Source organism: Micromonospora sp. NPDC048868 (assembly GCF_043198195.1).
Taxonomy (GTDB): domain Bacteria; phylum Actinomycetota; class Actinomycetes; order Mycobacteriales; family Micromonosporaceae; genus Micromonospora; species Micromonospora reichwaldensis.
Genome location: NZ_JBICUN010000025.1, coordinates 1 through 17,740, shown reverse-complemented (window position 1 = coordinate 17,740; position 17,740 = coordinate 1). Strand labels below are relative to the sequence as shown.

Here is a 17,740-nt window from a genome sequence, read left to right as displayed (position 1 = left end):
GTCCCCCGGACCTGCCCCGGTCGGCCTCAGGCCGACAGGCGGGCGCGGCCCTTGGAGCGACGGGTCGACAGGATGGCGCGGCCGGCACGGGTGCGCATGCGCAGCCGGAAGCCGTGGGTCTTCGCGCGCCGGCGGTTGTTCGGCTGGTAGGTGCGCTTGCTCACGTCAGGCTCTCCGTTTTCGTACGCCCCGGGCGAGGGGTCGCCGGGATCGTGTGGTGGTCCAGGCCACCTCGGCGGTGGCCCCCGATCGGTGCTGCCCGGTGGCGCGGGACCTCGGCGATGCGGGGAAGCGACCGCGGACAGCAAGCACCTAACACCCTAGCAGAGGGCGAGAGAGCAGCCGTTCCAGCCTACGCAGGGCGGCAACGACCGTCAAACACCCTCAGCAGGGCGGACACCGGGCCCTCCCGGCGGCCGGAGCGGCGGTTTTCGCTGATGTCGGCGAGGGTCGCCGCGCGTCGGCGGTTGATGGCGCGCCGACAACGCTGTTACCGTGCCCGATTGCGGTCAGCGTCGAAAGGTCCGGTCGTCGCCGGCGGGCAAGACCGGACAAGGTAGTGAATCGTTCGGCACGGTGAACCCGCTTCAGCGCCCGTTCAGGCAGGGGGCAGGTCCGACCCGCGTCCGGCGGGCGGCCACAATCGGTGCGTACACAGGCTGTGGATAACTTGTGGACGAGGACCGGTCGGTCGTCCGGTGGGTGTCGTTCCACCCGCGCGTACGCGGCGGGCCCGGGACGGCCGACCGGAGAAGACGGCGGCGTCGGCGGAGCAGAGGCGAGGGGGTGGCACGACGGTGACCGGTACGACCGACCTTGCCGCGGTGTGGACAGCAACGACCGACGAGCTCGCCGACGAGATCATTTCCGCGCAGCAGCGGGCGTACCTGCGGCTGACCCGGCTGCGGGCCATCGTCGAGGACACGGCGCTGCTCTCCGTCCCGGACGCCTTCACCCGGGACGTGATCGAGTCCCGCCTGCGCCCGGCGATCACGGAGGCGCTCACCCGCCGACTGGGCCGACCGATCCAGGTCGCGGTGACCGTACGCGTGACCGAGGACGGCGGTTCCGGCCGCCCGGCGGGGACCGTCTACCGCAGTGTTCCCGAGCCGGGGCCGGCCGACCACGACGGCGGGCCGCCCGGCTACGCCGACGCCGGCTACGACGGGTTGCCCGGGCAGCGCGACGGCGGGGACCACGACGCCGGGCAGTCGCCACTCATCCCCGAGCAGGCGCACCCCCGGCGCCGGCCCGACGCGTCGTCGCCGGGCGACGACGGGCACCGGCCGGACGACCGGGACGGGCAGGAGGCCCTGTTCAGCACCGCCTTCGCCGAGCCGCCGCGCCCCGACCGGTCGGGGCCGCCGCGGCACCCGTCCGAGCGCCGGGGCTACGACGAGCAGACCGCCCGGCTGGACCCGCCGGCCGCCGACACCCGGGGGTACGAGCCGCGCTACCGCGAGGACGCCGTCTCCCCCCGGGACCAGCACGTGATCCGGGCCCTGCCCCGCGACACCGGCACGGACAACGGACCCGGGCGGGGTGGCGCGGATCACCGGCCCGGTGGCCGTGACGACCGCCGCATGCCCGGCGTCGACGGCGGGGGCAACCGGCTCAACCCGAAGTACATGTTCGAGACGTTCGTCATCGGCTCGTCCAACCGCTTCGCCCACGCGGCGAGCGTCGCGGTCGCCGAGTCGCCGGCGAAGGCGTACAACCCGCTGTTCATCTACGGCAGCTCGGGGCTGGGCAAGACGCACCTGCTGCACGCCATCGGGCACTACGCCACGACGCTGGGCAACGCGCGCTCGGTGCGGTACGTCTCGACCGAGGAGTTCACCAACGACTTCATCAACTCGCTCCGGGACGACAAGACCAGTGCGTTCCAGCGGCGCTACCGCGACGTCGACATCCTGCTGATCGACGACATCCAGTTCCTGGAGAACCGCGAGCGTACGCAGGAGGAGTTCTTCCACACGTTCAACACCCTGCACAACGCCAACAAGCAGATCGTGATCACCTCGGACCGGTCGCCGAAGCAGCTCGCGACCCTGGAGGACCGGCTGCGTACCCGCTTCGAGTGGGGGCTGCTCGCCGACATCCAGCCGCCGGACCTGGAGACCCGGATCGCGATCCTGCAGAAGAAGGCGGCTCAGGAGCGTCTCTACGCCCCACCGGACGTGCTGGAGTTCATCGCCTCGCGGGTGTCGAACTCGATCCGGGAGCTGGAGGGCGCGCTGATCCGGGTGACGGCGTTCGCCAGCCTGACCCGCTCGACGGTCGAGCTGGCGCTGGCCGAGGAGGTGCTGCGGGACTTCATCCCGGACGGCGCCGGGCCGGAGATCACCGCCGACCAGATCATGGTCTCCACCGCCGACTACTTCGGGGTGAGCCTGGAGGACCTGCGCGGCCACTCCCGCTCCCGGGTGCTGGTGAACGCCCGCCAGGTGGCCATGTACCTGTGCCGGGAGCTGACCGACCTGTCGCTGCCCCGCATCGGGCAGGCCTTCGGCGGCCGGGACCACACCACGGTCATGCACGCCGACCGCAAGATCCGTCAGCAGATGGCCGAGCGCCGTTCGCTCTACAACCAGATCGCCGAGCTGACCAACCGGATCAAGCAGAACACCTGAGCGACGGCCGACGAACGCGCCCGACCGGACCATCGGTCGGGCGCTTTTTCGTCCTCCACAGCCGGTCCCGGCTTGACCCTCGACATGGTCTAGGCCACAGCATCTGAGCCGTGACCGTCCACCGCCCCGATCGTTGTCCACATCTCGTTGTCCACAGCCTGTGGGAAACTACGGTCCGTCCACGCTCCGGTTACCCACAGGTTGTGGACAAACCCTGGGGACGACCTGTGGACGCCTGGGGACAACCGGGTGGTTGTCCACCGACGACGGTCGGCCTGTGGGAAACCTGTTGAAGGTTCTGGGGATGACGCCGTCGCTGCGGCTTCCGCCTGTCCACAGGTCTGGGGAGAAAGTCGGTGGATAACCGGTGGATAACCGGTGGACGACGGTGGACAACCTGGGGGCGCTGGCCGCCTGTGGACCGGAAGGCGAGTTTTACCCCGGGTTCTCCACAGGTAAACCACCGGTGGATAACGTGTCTGAGCTGCGTAAACGCGGGTTCTCCACAGTTTGCACAGGTGCGATGAAGATGACGAGTTATCTCTTCTAAGAGAACAAAAACCAATCATCACCGTTGGACTTCCTGTGGATTGGCCGGAACGCCGTCGTGGACGGCCTCCCGGCACCAGGAGTCCACGGGGTCGGGCGCACAGCCGATGCCCACGCGCCCTAAGGTGCGATGGGTACCCGCACGGACAGGCGGGTCGGTAGGCAGCGGTCGGCATGAGAGAGTTGTCGCTGACGTCGACGCGGAGGCATTGATGAAGTTCCGAGTGGAGCGCGACGCGCTCGCTGAGGCCGTGGCCTGGACCGCGAAGAGCCTGCCCAACCGGCCGTCCGTACCGGTGCTCGCCGGCGTGATGCTGCGCGTCACCGACGGCAACCTGCAGGTCTCGGGCTTCGACTACGAGGTCTCCAGCCAGGTGACCGTCGAGGTGCAGGGGGACGCCGACGGCGCCGCCCTGGTCTCCGGCCGGCTGCTGGCCGAGATCACCAAGGCACTGCCCGCCAAGCCGGTGGACATCGCCGCCGTCGGCGCGCACCTCGAGCTGGTCTGCGGCAGCGCCCGGTTCACCCTGCCCACCATGCCGGTCGAGGACTACCCGTCCCTGCCGGAGATGCCGGAGAGCACCGGCACCGTCAACGCCGCCGCCTTCGCCGCCGCGGTCGCCCAGGTGGCCATCGCCGCCGGGCGCGACGAGACGCTGCCGATGATGACCGGCGTACGCATCGAGCTCTCCGGCGGCACGCTGGCCATGCTCGCCACCGACCGCTACCGGCTGGCCCTGCGCGAGATGGAGTGGAACCCGGACGACCCCGAGGTGAGCGTCAACGCCCTCGTGCCGGCCCGGACCCTGCACGACACCGCCAAGGCCCTCGGCCCGATCGGTGGCCAGGTCGTCATGGCGCTCTCCCAGGGCGCGGCCGGCGAGGGAATGATCGGCTTTGCCGGCGGCACCCGGCGCACCACCAGCCGGCTGCTCGACGGCGCGAACTACCCGCCGGTGCGCTCGCTCTTTCCGGCCAGCCACAACGCCGAGGCGAGGGTGCCCGTCAGCACCCTGATCGAGGTCGTCAAGCGCGTCGCCCTGGTGGCCGAGCGGACCACCCCGGTGCTGCTCAGCTTCAGTACCGACGGCCTGGTGGTCGAGGCCGGCGGCACCGAGGAGGCGCGGGCCAGCGAGGCCATGGAGGCCACCTTCACCGGCGACCCGCTGACCATCGGCTTCAACCCCCAGTACCTGATCGACGGCCTGACCAACCTGGGGGCCCAGTTCGCCGTGCTCTCGTTCGTCGACGCCTTCAAGCCCGCGGTGATTTCGCCCGCCGGCGAGGATGGCGAGGTCATCCCCGGGTACCGGTACCTCATCATGCCGATCCGCGTCTCCCGCTGATCGCGCCCCGAGAAGACCCCGACGCACGGAGGTAGGAACACATGCAGCTCGGCCTGGTAGGGCTCGGCCGGATGGGCGGCAACATGCGCGAGCGGTTGCGCGCCGCCGGGCACGAGGTGGTCGGCTTCGACCACAACGCGGAGCTGAGCGATGTCGCGACCCTGGCGGAGCTGGCGGAGAAGCTGGAGTCGCCCCGCGCGATCTGGGTCATGGTCCCCGCCGGCGTCACCGACGCGACCATCGACGAGCTCGCCGACGTCCTCGGCGAGGGCGACATCATCATCGACGGCGGCAACTCCCGCTTCAGCGACGACGCGCCCCGCGCCGAGCGGCTGAACGAGCGCGGCATCGGCTACCTCGACGCCGGCGTCTCCGGCGGCGTCTGGGGCCGGCAGAACGGCTACGCGCTGATGGTCGGCGGCGCCCAGGAGCACGTCGACCGGCTCATGCCGATCTTCGAGTCGCTGAAGCCGGAGGGCGAGTTCGGCTTCGTGCACGCCGGGCCGGTCGGCGCCGGGCACTACGCCAAGATGGTGCACAACGGCATCGAGTACGGCCTGATGCACGCCTACGCCGAGGGCTACGAGCTGTTGGCCAAGTCCGAGCTGGTCACCAACGTGCCGGGGGTGTTCAAGTCCTGGCGTGAGGGCACCGTGGTCCGCTCCTGGCTGCTCGACCTGCTGGACCGGGCCCTCGACGAGGACCCGGAGCTGGCCGAGCTGAGCGGCTACACGGAGGACACGGGCGAGGGCCGCTGGACGGTCGACGAGGCCGTCCGGCTGGCCGTGCCGCTGAACGTGATCACCGCCTCGCTCTTCGCCCGCTTCGCCTCCCGCCAGGACGACTCGCCCGCCATGAAGGCCGTCGCCGCGCTGCGCCAGCAGTTCGGCGGGCACGCCGTCCGCAAGCGCTGACCGGAATCCCCGCGCCTGTGTACGTCCGCCGGCTCGAACTGGTCGACTTCCGCTCGTACGAGCGGGTCGGCGTGGACCTGGAGCCGGGGGCGAACGTCCTGACCGGTGCCAACGGCGTCGGCAAGACGAACCTGGTCGAGGCGCTGGGCTACGTGGCGACCCTGGATTCGCACCGGGTCGCCACGGACGCCCCCCTCGTCCGGATGGGCGCCTCCTCGGCGGTGATCCGCTGCGCGGTCGTGCACGAGGGGCGCGAGCTGCTGGTCGAGCTGGAGATCGTTCCGGGCAAGGCCAACCGGGCCCGGCTCGGGCGGTCGCCGGCCCGCCGGGCGCGGGACGTCCTCGGCGCGCTGCGGCTGGTGCTGTTCGCCCCGGAGGACCTGGAACTCGTCCGGGGCGACCCGGCCGAGCGCCGCCGCTACCTCGACGACCTGCTGGTCAGCCGTCAGCCCCGGTTCGCCGGGGTGCGGGCCGACTACGAGCGGGTGGTCAAGCAGCGCAACGCGTTGCTGCGCACCGCGTACCTGGCCCGCAAGACGGGCGGGTCGCGGGGCGGGGACCTGTCGACCCTGGCGGTCTGGGACACCCACCTGGCCCGACACGGCGCCGAGCTGCTCGCCGGCCGGCTGGAACTGGTCGCCGCGCTGGGCCCGCACGTGACGAAGGCGTACGACGCCGTCGCGGCGGGACGGGGGGCGGCCGGGATCGCGTACCGGCCGTCGGTGGAACTGGCCGAGCCCACCACCGACCGCGAGGCCCTGGCGGCGGCGCTGACCGCCGCGCTCGTCGAGTCCCGCTCCGCCGAGGTCGAGCGGGGCACCACCCTGGTCGGCCCGCACCGCGACGAACTGGCGCTGACGCTGGGCCCGCTGCCCGCCAAGGGGTACGCGAGCCACGGCGAGTCCTGGTCGTACGCCCTGGCGCTGCGGCTCGCCGCCTACGACCTGCTCCGCTCCGACGGCATCGAGCCGGTGCTGGTGCTCGACGACGTCTTCGCCGAGCTGGACGCCGGGCGGCGGGAGCGGCTGGCGGAGCTGGTCGGCGGGGCGAGCCAGCTGCTGGTGACCTGCGCGGTCGACGAGGACGTGCCGGTGTCCCTGCGCGGCGCCCGGTACGCCGTGGGCGAGGGGACGGTGCGACGTGCCGGATGAGCAGCTTCCGCCGGCCCGGCTCGGCCCGGGCCGGGCCGGCGGAACGACCGGAGGCGCGGCGGGCAACGGCGGCGCGGCGGACTCCGGTGGCCCGGCGGACGGCGCGAGCGGGCCGGAGCTGGCCCGGGCGGTGCTGGACGCGGCGAAGGCCCGCCGGGAGGCGGCGCGCACGCGGCGGCGTACCTCAGGTGGCGGCGGAGGCGACGGCGGCCAGGAGCGGCGGCTGCGCGGCTACTCCGGCCCCGGGCCGGACCCGCGCGATCCGCAGCCGCTCGGCGCGGTGCTCAACCGGCTCGTCAAGGCGCGTGGCTGGCAGCAGCCGGCGGCCGAGGCGACGGTGTTCGGCGCCTGGGAGCGGGTGGTGGGCCCGGAGGTGGCCCAGCACAGCCGGCCGGTGAAGCTGGAGGACGGCGAACTGACCGTGGAGGCCCGCTCGACCGCGTGGGCCACCCAGCTGCGGCTGCTGGCCGGCTCGCTGCTCAAGCAGATTGCCAGCGAGGTCGGCCACAACGTGGTGCGCAAGCTGCACATCCACGGCCCGGCGGCGCCCTCCTGGTCGAAGGGCCCGCGCCGGGTCCGTGGCCGCGGCCCGCGGGACACCTACGGCTGACGGTCAGCGACCCTCGCGCCGGGCCTCCCGCTCGGCGCGCTTGCGCTCGCGCTGCTCGCGGCTCCACTGCTTGCGCCGCTCCAGGTCCCGCTTCCACGCCTCCCGGGCGTGGTTCGAGCCGCCCTGCACCGCGCCCTGTACCTCGGGCGGGCCGGCGAGGCGCCGGAACGCCCAGGCCATCAGGCGGCCGCCCTCGCCCGGGGCCTTCGGGGTGGGCTTCTCCTCGGTCATCGCCTGGCCTCCGGTGCGACGGGAACGATTGGCGTACAAAACATTGGTACACCAATCATTGGTACGCTCGCAACGACGACGAGGAGGCCCGCCCGTGACCGACAAGCCCGACGGGGATCCCCTGGCGCTGGAGCAGCAGGTGTGCTTCGCGCTCTCCGTCGCCGCGCGCGGCGTCGTCGCCGTCTACCGCCCCCTGCTGGAGCCGATGGGGCTCACCCACCCGCAGTACCTGGTGATGCTCGCCCTCTGGCAGCACGCACCGCTGTCCGTACGCGACCTCAGCCGCCTGCTCCAGCTCGACCCCGGCACGCTGTCGCCCCTGCTCAAGCGGCTGGAGGCGACCGGCTACGTCCGGCGCGAGCGCGACCCCGCCGACGAGCGGAGCCTCGCGGTGACGCTGACCGCCGCCGGCCAGGCGCTGCGGGCGCGGGCCGAGCAGATCCCGCCCGCGATCGTCGAACGGCTCGGCATGCCGGTCGAGGACCTGCGCCACCTGCACGCCGTGCTGACCCGGGTCATCGACGCCGCCAACCGCGGGTCAGCCGCGGAGAGGGGTCAGGCGTCGGCGTAGACGGCGAAGCCGCGGTCGGCGCAGCGCCGGTAGAAGGCCGCCAGCACGGCCAGCTCGGCGCATGTGAAGTTCCACTGCGGCGGCTCGCCGCTCTCGTCGCGCAGCGCGTCCAGGCGGCTGTCGAGCCAGCGCAACTGCTGCTCGGCCAATCGCCCGTCGGCGAGCAGCGACCGCAGCACCTGGCTCACCGAGTCGAAGGTGACGGCCTCGCCGTGCGGGCGGTGGCCCGTCACGAACCGCTCGATGCCGCCGGCGACCCAGGCACAGCCGTCGGGATCGATCACCGGATCCTCGTCCTCGGCCGCCGCGTCAGTGGCGTAGAGCACACCCTCCAGGCCGAGCAGGAGGTCGACCAGTTCGGTGTACGCGGTCGCCCGCACGGTGCCGGTCTTGGCGATCAGCTCGGCGAGCGCCGCGGTGGGCGCGGAGATGCGGGGCATGTCGACAATGTCGCCGAAGTCGACGAACTCGGCCGGCGCGACCGGATCGTAGAAGCGGCCGGTCCGCGGCCACTGCACCGCGACGTTGTCCAGCCCCATCGGGCGTCACCTCTTCGAGAGCACGGATAGTTCGTATCGGCTCGATCGTCCGGTTCCGGCCCGAAAAGATCAAGGCCGGGCCGACGGCGTGGCGGCGGTGGCGTTCCCGCCGCCCGACCGGCACCGATCGTCAGGCGGCGCCGCCCTCGATCGCCCCCTGGCGTGTAGGGGGAGTCGCGGGCGGCGCGGTTCGGCCGGCTACGTCGGTCTCAGCCGCCTCGCAGGGGTGCCGAGTGGTGGTTCTGTCGTCCGCGCACAGTAAGATTGAGCCTGAGACGAAGACCCGGTGCGGAGCGACGAGACACGGGCCCGGAGCGGGGCCCGCGATCATTGTCCACGTCGGGTCGAGCCGATCGCGATCCGCGGGCAACCGCGGCGACCGGCGCGTTCGACCCGTACCCCGGAATTGTCCCGGTGCCGGTCTGCGCGTCGACGTCGCGTCCTGTCCGCCGAACCCGCGCCCGACGCGCCACCAGGCGCGGACGGCGCGAGAAAGTGGCCGAAGGTGGCAGCGCAGGACAAGCAGGAGTACGGCGCCGGGTCGATCACCGTTCTCGAGGGGCTGGAGGCGGTCCGGAAGCGCCCCGGTATGTACATCGGGTCGACCGGTGAGCGCGGTCTGCACCACCTGGTGTGGGAGGTCGTCGACAACGCGGTGGACGAGGCGCTGGCCGGCCACTGCGACACCATCGACGTGGTGCTGCTCGCCGACGGCGGGGTCCGGGTCACCGACAACGGCCGGGGTTTCCCGGTCGACCTGCACCCGAAGCTGAAGAAGCCGGGTGTCGAGGTGGCGCTGACCGTGCTGCACGCGGGCGGCAAGTTCGACGGCAAGGCGTACGCGGTCTCCGGCGGTCTCCACGGCGTCGGCGTCTCCGTGGTGAACGCCCTCTCCACCAAGATGGCGGTGGAGATCCACAAGTCCGGCTTCGTCTGGCGGCAGCAGTACCACAACTCGAAGCCGACCCCGCTGGAGAAGGGCGAGTCGACCGACCGCACCGGCTCCGCGGTGGCCTTCTGGCCCGACGCCGACGTGTTCGAGACTGTCGACTTCGACTTCCAGACCATCTACCGGCGGCTCCAGGAGATGGCCTTCCTCAACCGGGGCCTCACCATCCACCTGCTCGACGAGCGGGTCCCGGAGGGCGAGGAGGGCAAGCCGCGCGAGGTCACCTTCTGCTACAAGGGCGGCATCGCCGACTTCGTCCGGCACCTCAACGCCTCGAAGAACCCGATCCACAAGACCGTGGTCGAGTTCGGCGCCGAGGAGGAGGGCATGTCGGTCGAGATCGCCATGCAGTGGAACGAGTCCTACGGCGAGTCGGTCTACACCTTCGCCAACACGATCAACACCCACGAGGGCGGCACCCACGAGGAGGGCTTCCGGGCCGCGCTGACCAGCGTCGTCAACCGCTACGGCACCGACAAGAAGCTGCTCAAGGGCGACGAGAAGCTCTCCGGCGAGGACATCCGCGAGGGCCTGGCCGCGATCATCTCGGTCAAGCTGGCCAACCCGCAGTTCGAGGGCCAGACCAAGACCAAGCTGGGCAACACCCCGGTGAAGAGCTTCGTGCAGCGCGTCTGCAACGACCGGCTGGTCGACTGGTTCGACCGCAACCCGGCCGAGGCGAAGATCATCATCCAGAAGGCGTCCCAGGCCGCCCGGGCCCGGATCGCCGCCCAGCAGGCGCGCAAGCTGGCCCGGCGCAAGTCCCTGCTGGAGTCCGGCTCGATGCCGGGCAAGCTGGCCGACTGCCAGTCCACCGACCCGCGCGAGTCCGAGGTCTTCATCGTCGAGGGCGACTCGGCCGGCGGCTCGGCCAAGCAGGGCCGTGACCCGCGGACCCAGGCGATCCTGCCGATCCGCGGCAAGATCCTCAACGTGGAGAAGGCCCGGATCGACCGGGTGCTGAAGAACAACGAGGTCCAGGCGCTGATCACCGCGCTGGGCACCGGCATCCACGACGACTTCGACATGGAGAAGCTGCGCTACCACAAGGTGGTGCTGATGGCCGACGCCGACGTCGACGGCCAGCACATCCAGACGCTGCTGCTCACGCTGCTCTTCCGCTTCATGCGCCCGCTGGTCGAGATGGGGCACGTCTACCTGGCCGCCCCGCCGCTCTACAAGATCAAGTGGAACAAGCGCGGCGACGACGCGCAGTACGCGTACTCGGACCGCGAGCGGGACGGGCTGATCGCGCTGCGCCAGCAGAAGAAGCCGAACGCGAAGCCGGACGACATCCAGCGGTTCAAGGGCCTCGGCGAGATGAACTACCCCGAACTGTGGGAGACCACGATGAACCCGGCAACGCGTACGCTGCGTCAGGTCACGCTCGACGACGCGGCCACCGCCGACGAGTTGTTCAGCGTGCTGATGGGTGAGGACGTCGAGGCGCGCCGCTCGTTCATCCAGCGCAACGCCAAGGACGTCCGGTTCCTGGACATCTGACGGGTCCCGGCGGGCCGGCCGGTCATCCACCGGTCGACCCGCCTGTCCACAGAGTTATCCACAGCGCGGCCGGTATCCACAGCCGTTATCCACAGCACGAAAACGACTCTGAGTCTGATAAGGGTTAACAGTGACCGATATCCCCGAGTCCACACCCAACGAGCCCGAGCTCCCGGAGACCGTCGCCGCCGTCGTCGCGCACGACCGCATCGAACCGGTCGGGCTCGAGGTGGAGATGCAGCGCTCCTACCTCGACTACGCGATGAGCGTCATCGTCGGGCGGGCGCTGCCGGACGTCCGGGACGGGCTCAAGCCGGTCCACCGCAAGATCCTCTACGCCATGTTCGACTCCGGCTACCGGCCGGACCGGGGCTACGTGAAGTGCTCCCGCGTGGTCGGCGACGTGATGGGCCAGTTCCACCCGCACGGCGACTCGGCGATCTACGACGCGCTGGTCCGGATGGCGCAGCCCTGGTCGCTGCGCTACCCGCTGGTCGACGGCAACGGCAACTTCGGCTCGCCGGGCAATGACCCGGCTGCGGCCATGCGCTACTGCCTGACCGGGGACGCGCGGGTTCGTACCGCCGAAGGGTCCGTCCGGATCGGTGAGATCGTGCCCGGCGCGGCGCCGAGCAGCGAGACGGACATCGACCTCAAGGTCCGGGACCGCAACGGCGACCTGGTCCGCGCCTCGAAGTTCTTCCACTCCGGCGAGCACCCGACGCTGAAGCTGCGCACCCGCGAGGGGTACGAGCTGACCGGCACCCACAACCACCCGGTGCTCTGCCTGGTGGACGTGGCCGGCGTGCCGACCCTGCTGTGGAAGCTGCTGGCCGAGATCTCCCCGGGCGACCGGGTGGTGCTCCAGCGCACGGTGCCCGACGAGATCGGCTACCCGATGTTGGAGCACGTCGAGGCCGCCGTCCTGGCCGGTGCCTTCGTCAGCGAAGGCTGGGTCTCGGAGGGGCGGGCGGGCTTCAACAACGTGGACCGCGAGTTCTTCGTCCGGGTCCTCGCGGCCTACGACCTGGCAGTGGGCGGCCGGCGGTACGTCAGCCAGCGCACCATCGCCTCCGGCAGCCTGCTGCACGAACTCGACGTCCAGGACCTCTCCGCCCTCCGGCAGAGCCTCCTCGGCGATCTGGTCGGGGCGCGCAGCGCCGACAAGTTCGTGCCCGAGTTCGTCTGGCAGGGGCCGGCGGCGGTCAAGAGGGCCTTCCTCCAGGCGCTCTTCGAGGGCGACGGCTCCTCGTCGCTGCTGCCGCGCAACACCATCCAGGTCTCGTACTCGACCCGCAGCGAGCGGCTGGCCCGCGAGGTCCAGCAGTTGCTGCTCGAGTTCGGCGTGGTCAGCAGGCAGTGCCGGTACGACAACGGCGAGATCAAGGTCGTGGTGACCAACCGCCGCGACGCGCGGATCTTCGCCGCCCAGGTCGGCTTCCTCGGCCGCAAGCAGACCAAGCTGGAGTCCGAGCTGGCGTCGATCCCGGCAACCAGCACCGCGCTCTCCGGCGACCACGCCCCGCTCGTCGGTGACTTCATCCGCGAGCACGGTGCGAGCCGCTGGACCGAGCGGGACTGGCTGCGTCGGCACAACGTCGACCGCATCGAGCGTTGGGAGCGGGACCGCGACGAGATCGCGGCCCGGATCACCGACATCGAGGTGCTCGACGTGGTCGAGCCGTTGGTCGACGGCCGGTTCTACTACGCCGAGGCCACCAGCGTCGACGACGCCGGGGTGCAGCCGGTCTACAGCATCCGGGTGGACACCGACGACCACTCGTTCGTCTCGGACGGCTTCGTCAGCCACAACACCGAGTGCAAGCTCGACCCGCTGGCCATGGAGATGCTGCGGGACATCGACGAGGACACCGTCGACCTTCAGGACAACTACGACGGCCGGGCCAAGGAGCCCACCATTCTGCCGTCGCGGATTCCGAACCTGCTCGTCAACGGCTCCGAGGGCATCGCGGTCGGCATGGCCACCAAGATCCCGCCGCACAACCTGCGCGAGATCGGCGCGGCCGTGCAGTGGTGCCTGGAGCACCCGGAGGAGGACGAGGCCACCACCCTCGACGCGCTGCTGGAGATCGTCAAGGGGCCGGACTTCCCCACCCACGGCCTGATCGTGGGCACGCAGGCGATCCAGGACGCGTACCGCACCGGGCGCGGGTCGATCCGGATGCGGGCCGTGGTGGAGGTCGAGGAGGACAAGCGGGGTCGCCCCTGCCTGGTCGTCAGCGAGCTGCCCTACCAGGTGAACCCGGACAACCTGGCCGAGCGGATCGCTGAGCTGATCAAGGAGGGCAAGCTCGCCGGCATCGCCGACATCCGCGACGAGTCCTCCGGGCGTACCGGCATGCGGATCGTGCTCGTGCTCAAGCGCGACGCGGTCGCCAAGGTGGTGCTGAACAACCTCTACAAGCACACCCAGCTCCAGGAGACCTTCGGCGCCAACATGCTGGCGCTTGTCGACGGGGTGCCGCGCACGCTCAACCTGGCCCAGTTCATCCGCTACTACGTCGAGCACCAGATCGACGTGATCCGCCGGCGGACGGCGTTCCGGCTGCGCAAGGCGGAGGAGCGGGCGCACATCCTGCGCGGCCTCTCCAAGGCGCTGGACGCCCTCGACGAGGTGATCGCCCTGATCCGGCGCTCGCCCACGGTCGAGGACGCCCGGCAGGGCCTGATCCGGCTGCTGGAGATCGACGAGATCCAGGCGACCGCGATCCTCGACATGCAGTTGCGCCGGCTCGCCGCGCTGGAGCGGCAGCGGATCCTGGACGACCTGGCAAAGCTGGAGGTGGAGATCGCCGACCTCAAGGACATCCTCGCCAAGCCCGAGCGGCAGCGCAGGATCGTCTCGGAGGAGCTGGGCGAGATCGTCGCCAAGTGGGGCGACGAGCGGCGCACCAAGATCGTGCCGTTCGAGGGCGAGGTCTCCATGGAGGACCTCATCGCCCGCGAGGACGTGGTGGTCACGATCACCCGTACGGGTTACGCGAAGCGGACCAAGGTCGACCTCTACAGGTCACAGCGTCGTGGCGGCAAGGGTGTCAGCGGGGCGACGCTCCGACAGGACGACATCGTCAGCCACTTCTTCGTATGCTCGACCCACGACTGGATGCTCTTCTTCACCAACAAGGGGCGCGTCTACCGGGCGAAGGCGTACGAACTGCCGGAGGCCAGTAGGGTGGCCAAGGGCCAGCACGTGGCCAATCTGCTCGCGTTCCAGCCCGACGAGCAGATCGCGCAGATCATCGAGATTCCGAATTACCAGGTGGCCCCCTACCTGGTACTTGCCACGAAGAACGGCCTGGTGAAGAAGACTCGGCTCGAGGAGTTCGACTCCCCCCGGTCCGGCGGCATCATCGCGATCAACCTGCGCGACGAGGACGAGCTGGTCGGGGCGGCGCTCGTCGCGCCGGAGGAGGATCTGCTGCTGGTCTCGAAGAACGCGCAGGCGATCCGGTTCAACGCGAGCGACGAGGCGTTGCGCCCGATGGGGCGGGCCACCTCGGGCGTGATCGGCATGCGCTTCAGCGAGGAAGACGTCCTGCTGGCCATGGAGGTGGTCCGCGAAGGGCTGGACGTCCTGGTGGCCACGAACGGGGGATACGCGAAACGCACCCCGATCGAGGAATACCCCGTGCAGGGCCGGGGAGGTAAGGGCGTGCTGACTGCGAAGATCACCGAGCGGCGCGGTGGTCTGGTCGGCGCGGTGGTGATCGACCCGGACGACGAGCTGTTCGCGATCACCAGCAACGGTGGTGTCATCCGGACTCCGGTGAAGCCTGTACGCCGTACGCGTGACCGGAACACAATGGGGGTCAAGCTGATGGACCTTCCGGATGGCGTGACTATCGTGGCGATTGCTCGCAATGCCGACGAGCCTGACGAACAGGACTAGTTGAATGACGGAGACACAGGCGAAGTCGGGGAACACGGGGACCTCGGCCACCCCGGTCGACGAGGAGGCCGCGAAGAGCGGCACACCAGCGACCGGCCGCGCGGCCGTGGGCCGGGCGACCGTCCCCGCCGACGCGCCTGCCCCGAAATTCACCCGGGCCCCCGGGATGACACCGCCTCCGGACAAGCCCTCCGAGGACGGCGACGCGGCGGACCGGACCGAAGCGGTGGGGGTCGACAAGCCGGCCCCCGCCGCCAAGCCGGCCGCCGCCACACCGACGACAACGCAGCCGCTGAAGGTCGGTGCCGCCCAGTCGACCGGCACCACCGGGACACAGCCGCGGATCACGGGCACCACCGGCACGCAGCCCCGCGTCACGGGCACCGCGAAGCCGCAGCCGGACGGCGCCCGCCCGACCGGCGCCGGCCGCCCCGCCAACGGGGGCGGCCTGCCGCCGGGTATCAGCGGCGCCGCCGCCGTCGGGGCGGCCCGTGTGGGTGACGCGGTACGCGCCGCGCGTACGTCGGTCAGCTCGGCCGCGTCGCGCGGGCCGCGCCGGGCCCGGCTGAACCTCAAGCGGATCGACCCCTGGTCCGTCATGAAGTTCGCGTTCGCGGTTTCGGTGGTGCTCTTCATCGTCGTGGTGGTGGCCACCTCGGTGCTCTACCTGGCCCTCGACGCGATGGGCGTGTTCACCAGCGTCAACGACAGCCTGACCGACCTGGTCAGCGCGGGCGGCGGCCAGAGCACCAGCGGCTTCCAGATCACCGCCAAGGGCGTGATCCTCAGCTCGGCGCTGATCGGCCTGGTCAACGTCGTGCTGTTCACGGCGCTCGCCACGCTCGGGGCGTTCGTCTACAACGTCTGCGCGGACCTGGTCGGCGGCATCGAGCTGACCCTCGCCGAGCGCGACTGAACCACCTCGGAAGCCGGGGCACCGCCGAGCGCGGAGCCCCGGCTTTCGTGCGTCCGGAGCACGTCACCGGGCGTCGGGGCGGGCCGTGCGGGCGGCGTAATCGGCTGGGTCGGGCGGGAAGCCTCCGGTAGGTTCAGAAGCGACGGCAACGCCCGGACGTCGCGGCGGCCCCCGATTTGGGGCCGGCCGGACGGATGGGTTAACCTTGCTCGTCGCCACGCGGGGCTATAGCTCAGTCGGTTAGAGCGCAGAGCTGATAACTCTGAGGTCGCTGGTTCGATTCCAGCTAGCCCCACCGCACATTCGTCCGACGGCAGTCGAGCGCGAGGGTAGGCCCCATGTTCAAGAAGCTTCTGATCCTGGCCGGCGTCGTTGGTGTGGCAGCCGTGGTGGCCAGGAAGGTCAAGGCTTCCAACGACGAGCGCGCCCTGTGGCACGAGGCGACCACCGCGCCCGACCTGCGCTGATCCCGCTGGCACTGCCGGCACCGGCGGCTTCGTCCGCCTCCCGGGGCCCTAGCTCAACTGGCAGAGCACTGCCTTTGCAAGGCAGGGGTTAGGGGTTCGAGTCCCCTGGGCTCCACCAATACCGCCTCTGAGCAGGCGAATTCTCATCGCAAGATCAACGGGCACAAGCCGGGCACAGGTCAGTCATGATCTTGCGGCCGGATGGTCGCCCTGTTGGCACGTTCCGCCGCTGAGCTCAGGACCGAGCCAATGACGCCGCTGGGCCGGTCTCGCTTCGGTAGCCAGTGCACGTACGTCTCCAACGTGATGCGCAACGTCCTGTGCCGGAGCAGACGCTGCACCTCCTGCGGCTCGACGTGGTTGGTGATCAGCGTCGTGGCGAAGAAGTGCCGAAGTGCGTGAAACCCGCCATGCTTCTGAGGCCAACCAGCGGCATCACGCCATCCGGCCCACTCTCGGGACCACGTGCGATCAGTGAAGGCGTTGCCCCGGGTGGTGGTGAACAGCAACGGAACGGTTCGCCGCACGGGCTCACCGGAGGTGATGTCGACCATCTCCACCGGTTCGGGCGGGAAGTCCCGGACGTGATCGGCCAGCACTTGACCCACGAACGGATCAAGATCGATGGTGCCCGATGATCTGGACTTCGGCTCGCACAGGTAGACACCGCCGTATTCCTGCGGTGCATAGCGCAGCTGCTGAACGACGTGCAGCTCCCCGCGCCCCCGGTCGACACACCGGGTGCCAGCCTCCATCCCCAACATTTCACCGAACCGGCAACCCTGGCCGGCACCCAGCCAGACGGCCGCCCGGTACCGCGCCGGCACGGCGTCCAACAGCGCGAGCACGTCGCCCTCAGTCGGAACCCACTTCGGGACCCGAGACATGCCCCGCAGGACCTGAGAGAGCCGCACCCCATCGCACGGATTGTCAGCAATGATCTTGTCGGTGACGGCGGCGTTGAGGACCGCATCCAGCAGTTCGAAGTACAGCTTCAGCGACGATTTCGGCGTGCCTTCGTCCAACCGCCGAGTCAACCACTCCAACACCCCGGTCAGCCGGATCAACCGAAGCGGACGGTCACCAAACACCGGGTACAGGTGGCGGCTCAGGTTGGACTTGACCCGGTCTCGGGTCTCCAAGGCCCAGCCGATCTCACGCGAGAGCCGCCACCGCTCGCCGTACTCGCGGAAGGTGACCTGCCGTTCCGCCTGATCAATCTTGGCTTCCTCCGCGATGCCGGCACGGGCCTTCAGGTCGAAGGCTTCCGCGTCGGTCTTGCGCTCGAACAGCTTCTCTCGGGACTCACCAGCCGCGTCGGCGTAGCGCACACGCCACCGCTTGCCCCTGCCGTGCGGGACTGCGTAGATTTCCGTGTTTGACCTGGGTGTGGTCCGTTGGACAGGACGTCGATCCTGTCCAGGAAGGACCACGTCATGGCAGACAAGAAG

General features: G+C 70.4%; 14 protein-coding genes and 2 tRNA genes. 12 read left to right on the top strand and 4 right to left on the bottom strand.

Features of this window, described 5'->3' with window-relative positions; translation table 11 throughout:
* Positions 1 to 26: 26 nt before the first annotated feature.
* On the bottom strand, positions 27 to 164 hold the full coding sequence (gene rpmH / locus ACGFNF_RS27730) for a 50S ribosomal protein L34 (protein WP_089002791.1): 138 nt from the start codon (positions 162 to 164) through the stop codon (positions 27 to 29).
* Between the two features lie 633 nt (positions 165 to 797).
* Here rpmH and dnaA point away from each other — a divergent pair.
* The 5 genes from dnaA (at position 798) to ACGFNF_RS27705 (ending at position 7,203) form a co-directional block, all read left to right on the top strand.
* The gene (dnaA, locus tag ACGFNF_RS27725; protein WP_393171692.1) at positions 798 to 2,633 is read left to right on the top strand and encodes a chromosomal replication initiator protein DnaA; all 1,836 of its coding nucleotides are present in this window, start codon (positions 798 to 800) and stop codon (positions 2,631 to 2,633) included.
* Between the two features lie 761 nt (positions 2,634 to 3,394).
* Positions 3,395 to 4,528, top strand: coding sequence for a DNA polymerase III subunit beta (gene dnaN / locus ACGFNF_RS27720; protein ID WP_393171690.1), 1,134 nt, complete (start codon positions 3,395 to 3,397; stop codon positions 4,526 to 4,528).
* A gap of 41 nt (positions 4,529 to 4,569) precedes the next feature.
* Positions 4,570 to 5,442 (top strand): phosphogluconate dehydrogenase (NAD(+)-dependent, decarboxylating), encoded by an 873-nt coding sequence (gene gnd, locus ACGFNF_RS27715; protein WP_132235451.1) that lies wholly within the window; start codon positions 4,570 to 4,572, stop codon positions 5,440 to 5,442.
* Between the two features lie 17 nt (positions 5,443 to 5,459).
* On the top strand, positions 5,460 to 6,593 hold the full coding sequence (recF, locus tag ACGFNF_RS27710; protein ID WP_357577062.1) for a DNA replication/repair protein RecF: 1,134 nt from the start codon (positions 5,460 to 5,462) through the stop codon (positions 6,591 to 6,593).
* Positions 6,583 to 7,203, top strand: coding sequence for a DUF721 domain-containing protein (locus ACGFNF_RS27705; protein ID WP_393171687.1), 621 nt, complete (start codon positions 6,583 to 6,585; stop codon positions 7,201 to 7,203). Before recF ends, ACGFNF_RS27705 begins: the two co-directional genes overlap by 11 nt.
* Before the next feature lie 3 nt (positions 7,204 to 7,206).
* Here ACGFNF_RS27705 and ACGFNF_RS27700 read toward each other — a convergent pair whose 3' ends face one another.
* Entirely contained in the window at positions 7,207 to 7,434 is a 228-nt protein-coding gene (locus ACGFNF_RS27700; protein ID WP_132235445.1) for a hypothetical protein, read from the bottom strand.
* Between the two features lie 94 nt (positions 7,435 to 7,528).
* Here ACGFNF_RS27700 and ACGFNF_RS27695 point away from each other — a divergent pair, with 94 nt between their 5' ends.
* Positions 7,529 to 8,005: a MarR family winged helix-turn-helix transcriptional regulator gene (locus tag ACGFNF_RS27695; RefSeq protein ID WP_393171685.1), complete on the top strand. Its 477-nt coding sequence runs from the start codon at positions 7,529 to 7,531 to the stop codon at positions 8,003 to 8,005.
* Here the strand turns inward: ACGFNF_RS27695 and ACGFNF_RS27690 are convergent.
* On the bottom strand, positions 7,990 to 8,544 hold the full coding sequence (locus ACGFNF_RS27690; RefSeq protein ID WP_132235441.1) for a hypothetical protein: 555 nt from the start codon (positions 8,542 to 8,544) through the stop codon (positions 7,990 to 7,992). The genes ACGFNF_RS27695 and ACGFNF_RS27690 overlap by 16 nt on opposite strands.
* 505 nt (positions 8,545 to 9,049) lie before the next feature.
* Between ACGFNF_RS27690 and gyrB the strand changes: the two genes are divergently transcribed.
* From gyrB to ACGFNF_RS27660, 6 genes are all read left to right on the top strand, one after another.
* Entirely contained in the window at positions 9,050 to 10,996 is a 1,947-nt protein-coding gene (gene gyrB, locus ACGFNF_RS27685) for a DNA topoisomerase (ATP-hydrolyzing) subunit B (protein WP_151452763.1), read from the top strand.
* Positions 10,997 to 11,231: 235 nt separating this feature from the next.
* Positions 11,232 to 14,906 (top strand): intein-containing DNA gyrase subunit A, encoded by a 3,675-nt coding sequence (gene gyrA, locus ACGFNF_RS27680; RefSeq protein ID WP_393171777.1) that lies wholly within the window; start codon positions 11,232 to 11,234, stop codon positions 14,904 to 14,906.
* 4 nt (positions 14,907 to 14,910) lie between these two features.
* Positions 14,911 to 15,822, top strand: a complete 912-nt coding sequence (locus ACGFNF_RS27675; protein WP_357577058.1) for a DUF3566 domain-containing protein — start codon at positions 14,911 to 14,913, stop codon at positions 15,820 to 15,822.
* A gap of 221 nt (positions 15,823 to 16,043) precedes the next feature.
* Positions 16,044 to 16,117, top strand: a tRNA-Ile gene (locus tag ACGFNF_RS27670).
* Between the two features lie 43 nt (positions 16,118 to 16,160).
* Positions 16,161 to 16,289 (top strand): DLW-39 family protein, encoded by a 129-nt coding sequence (locus tag ACGFNF_RS27665; RefSeq protein WP_210834795.1) that lies wholly within the window; start codon positions 16,161 to 16,163, stop codon positions 16,287 to 16,289.
* 42 nt (positions 16,290 to 16,331) lie between these two features.
* Positions 16,332 to 16,407: transfer RNA gene (locus ACGFNF_RS27660), tRNA-Ala, on the top strand.
* Between the two features lie 61 nt (positions 16,408 to 16,468).
* Here the strand turns inward: ACGFNF_RS27660 and ACGFNF_RS27655 are convergent.
* Positions 16,469 to 17,620, bottom strand: coding sequence for a tyrosine-type recombinase/integrase (locus ACGFNF_RS27655; protein WP_393171682.1), 1,152 nt, complete (start codon positions 17,618 to 17,620; stop codon positions 16,469 to 16,471).
* Between the last annotated feature and the right edge of the window lie 120 nt (positions 17,621 to 17,740).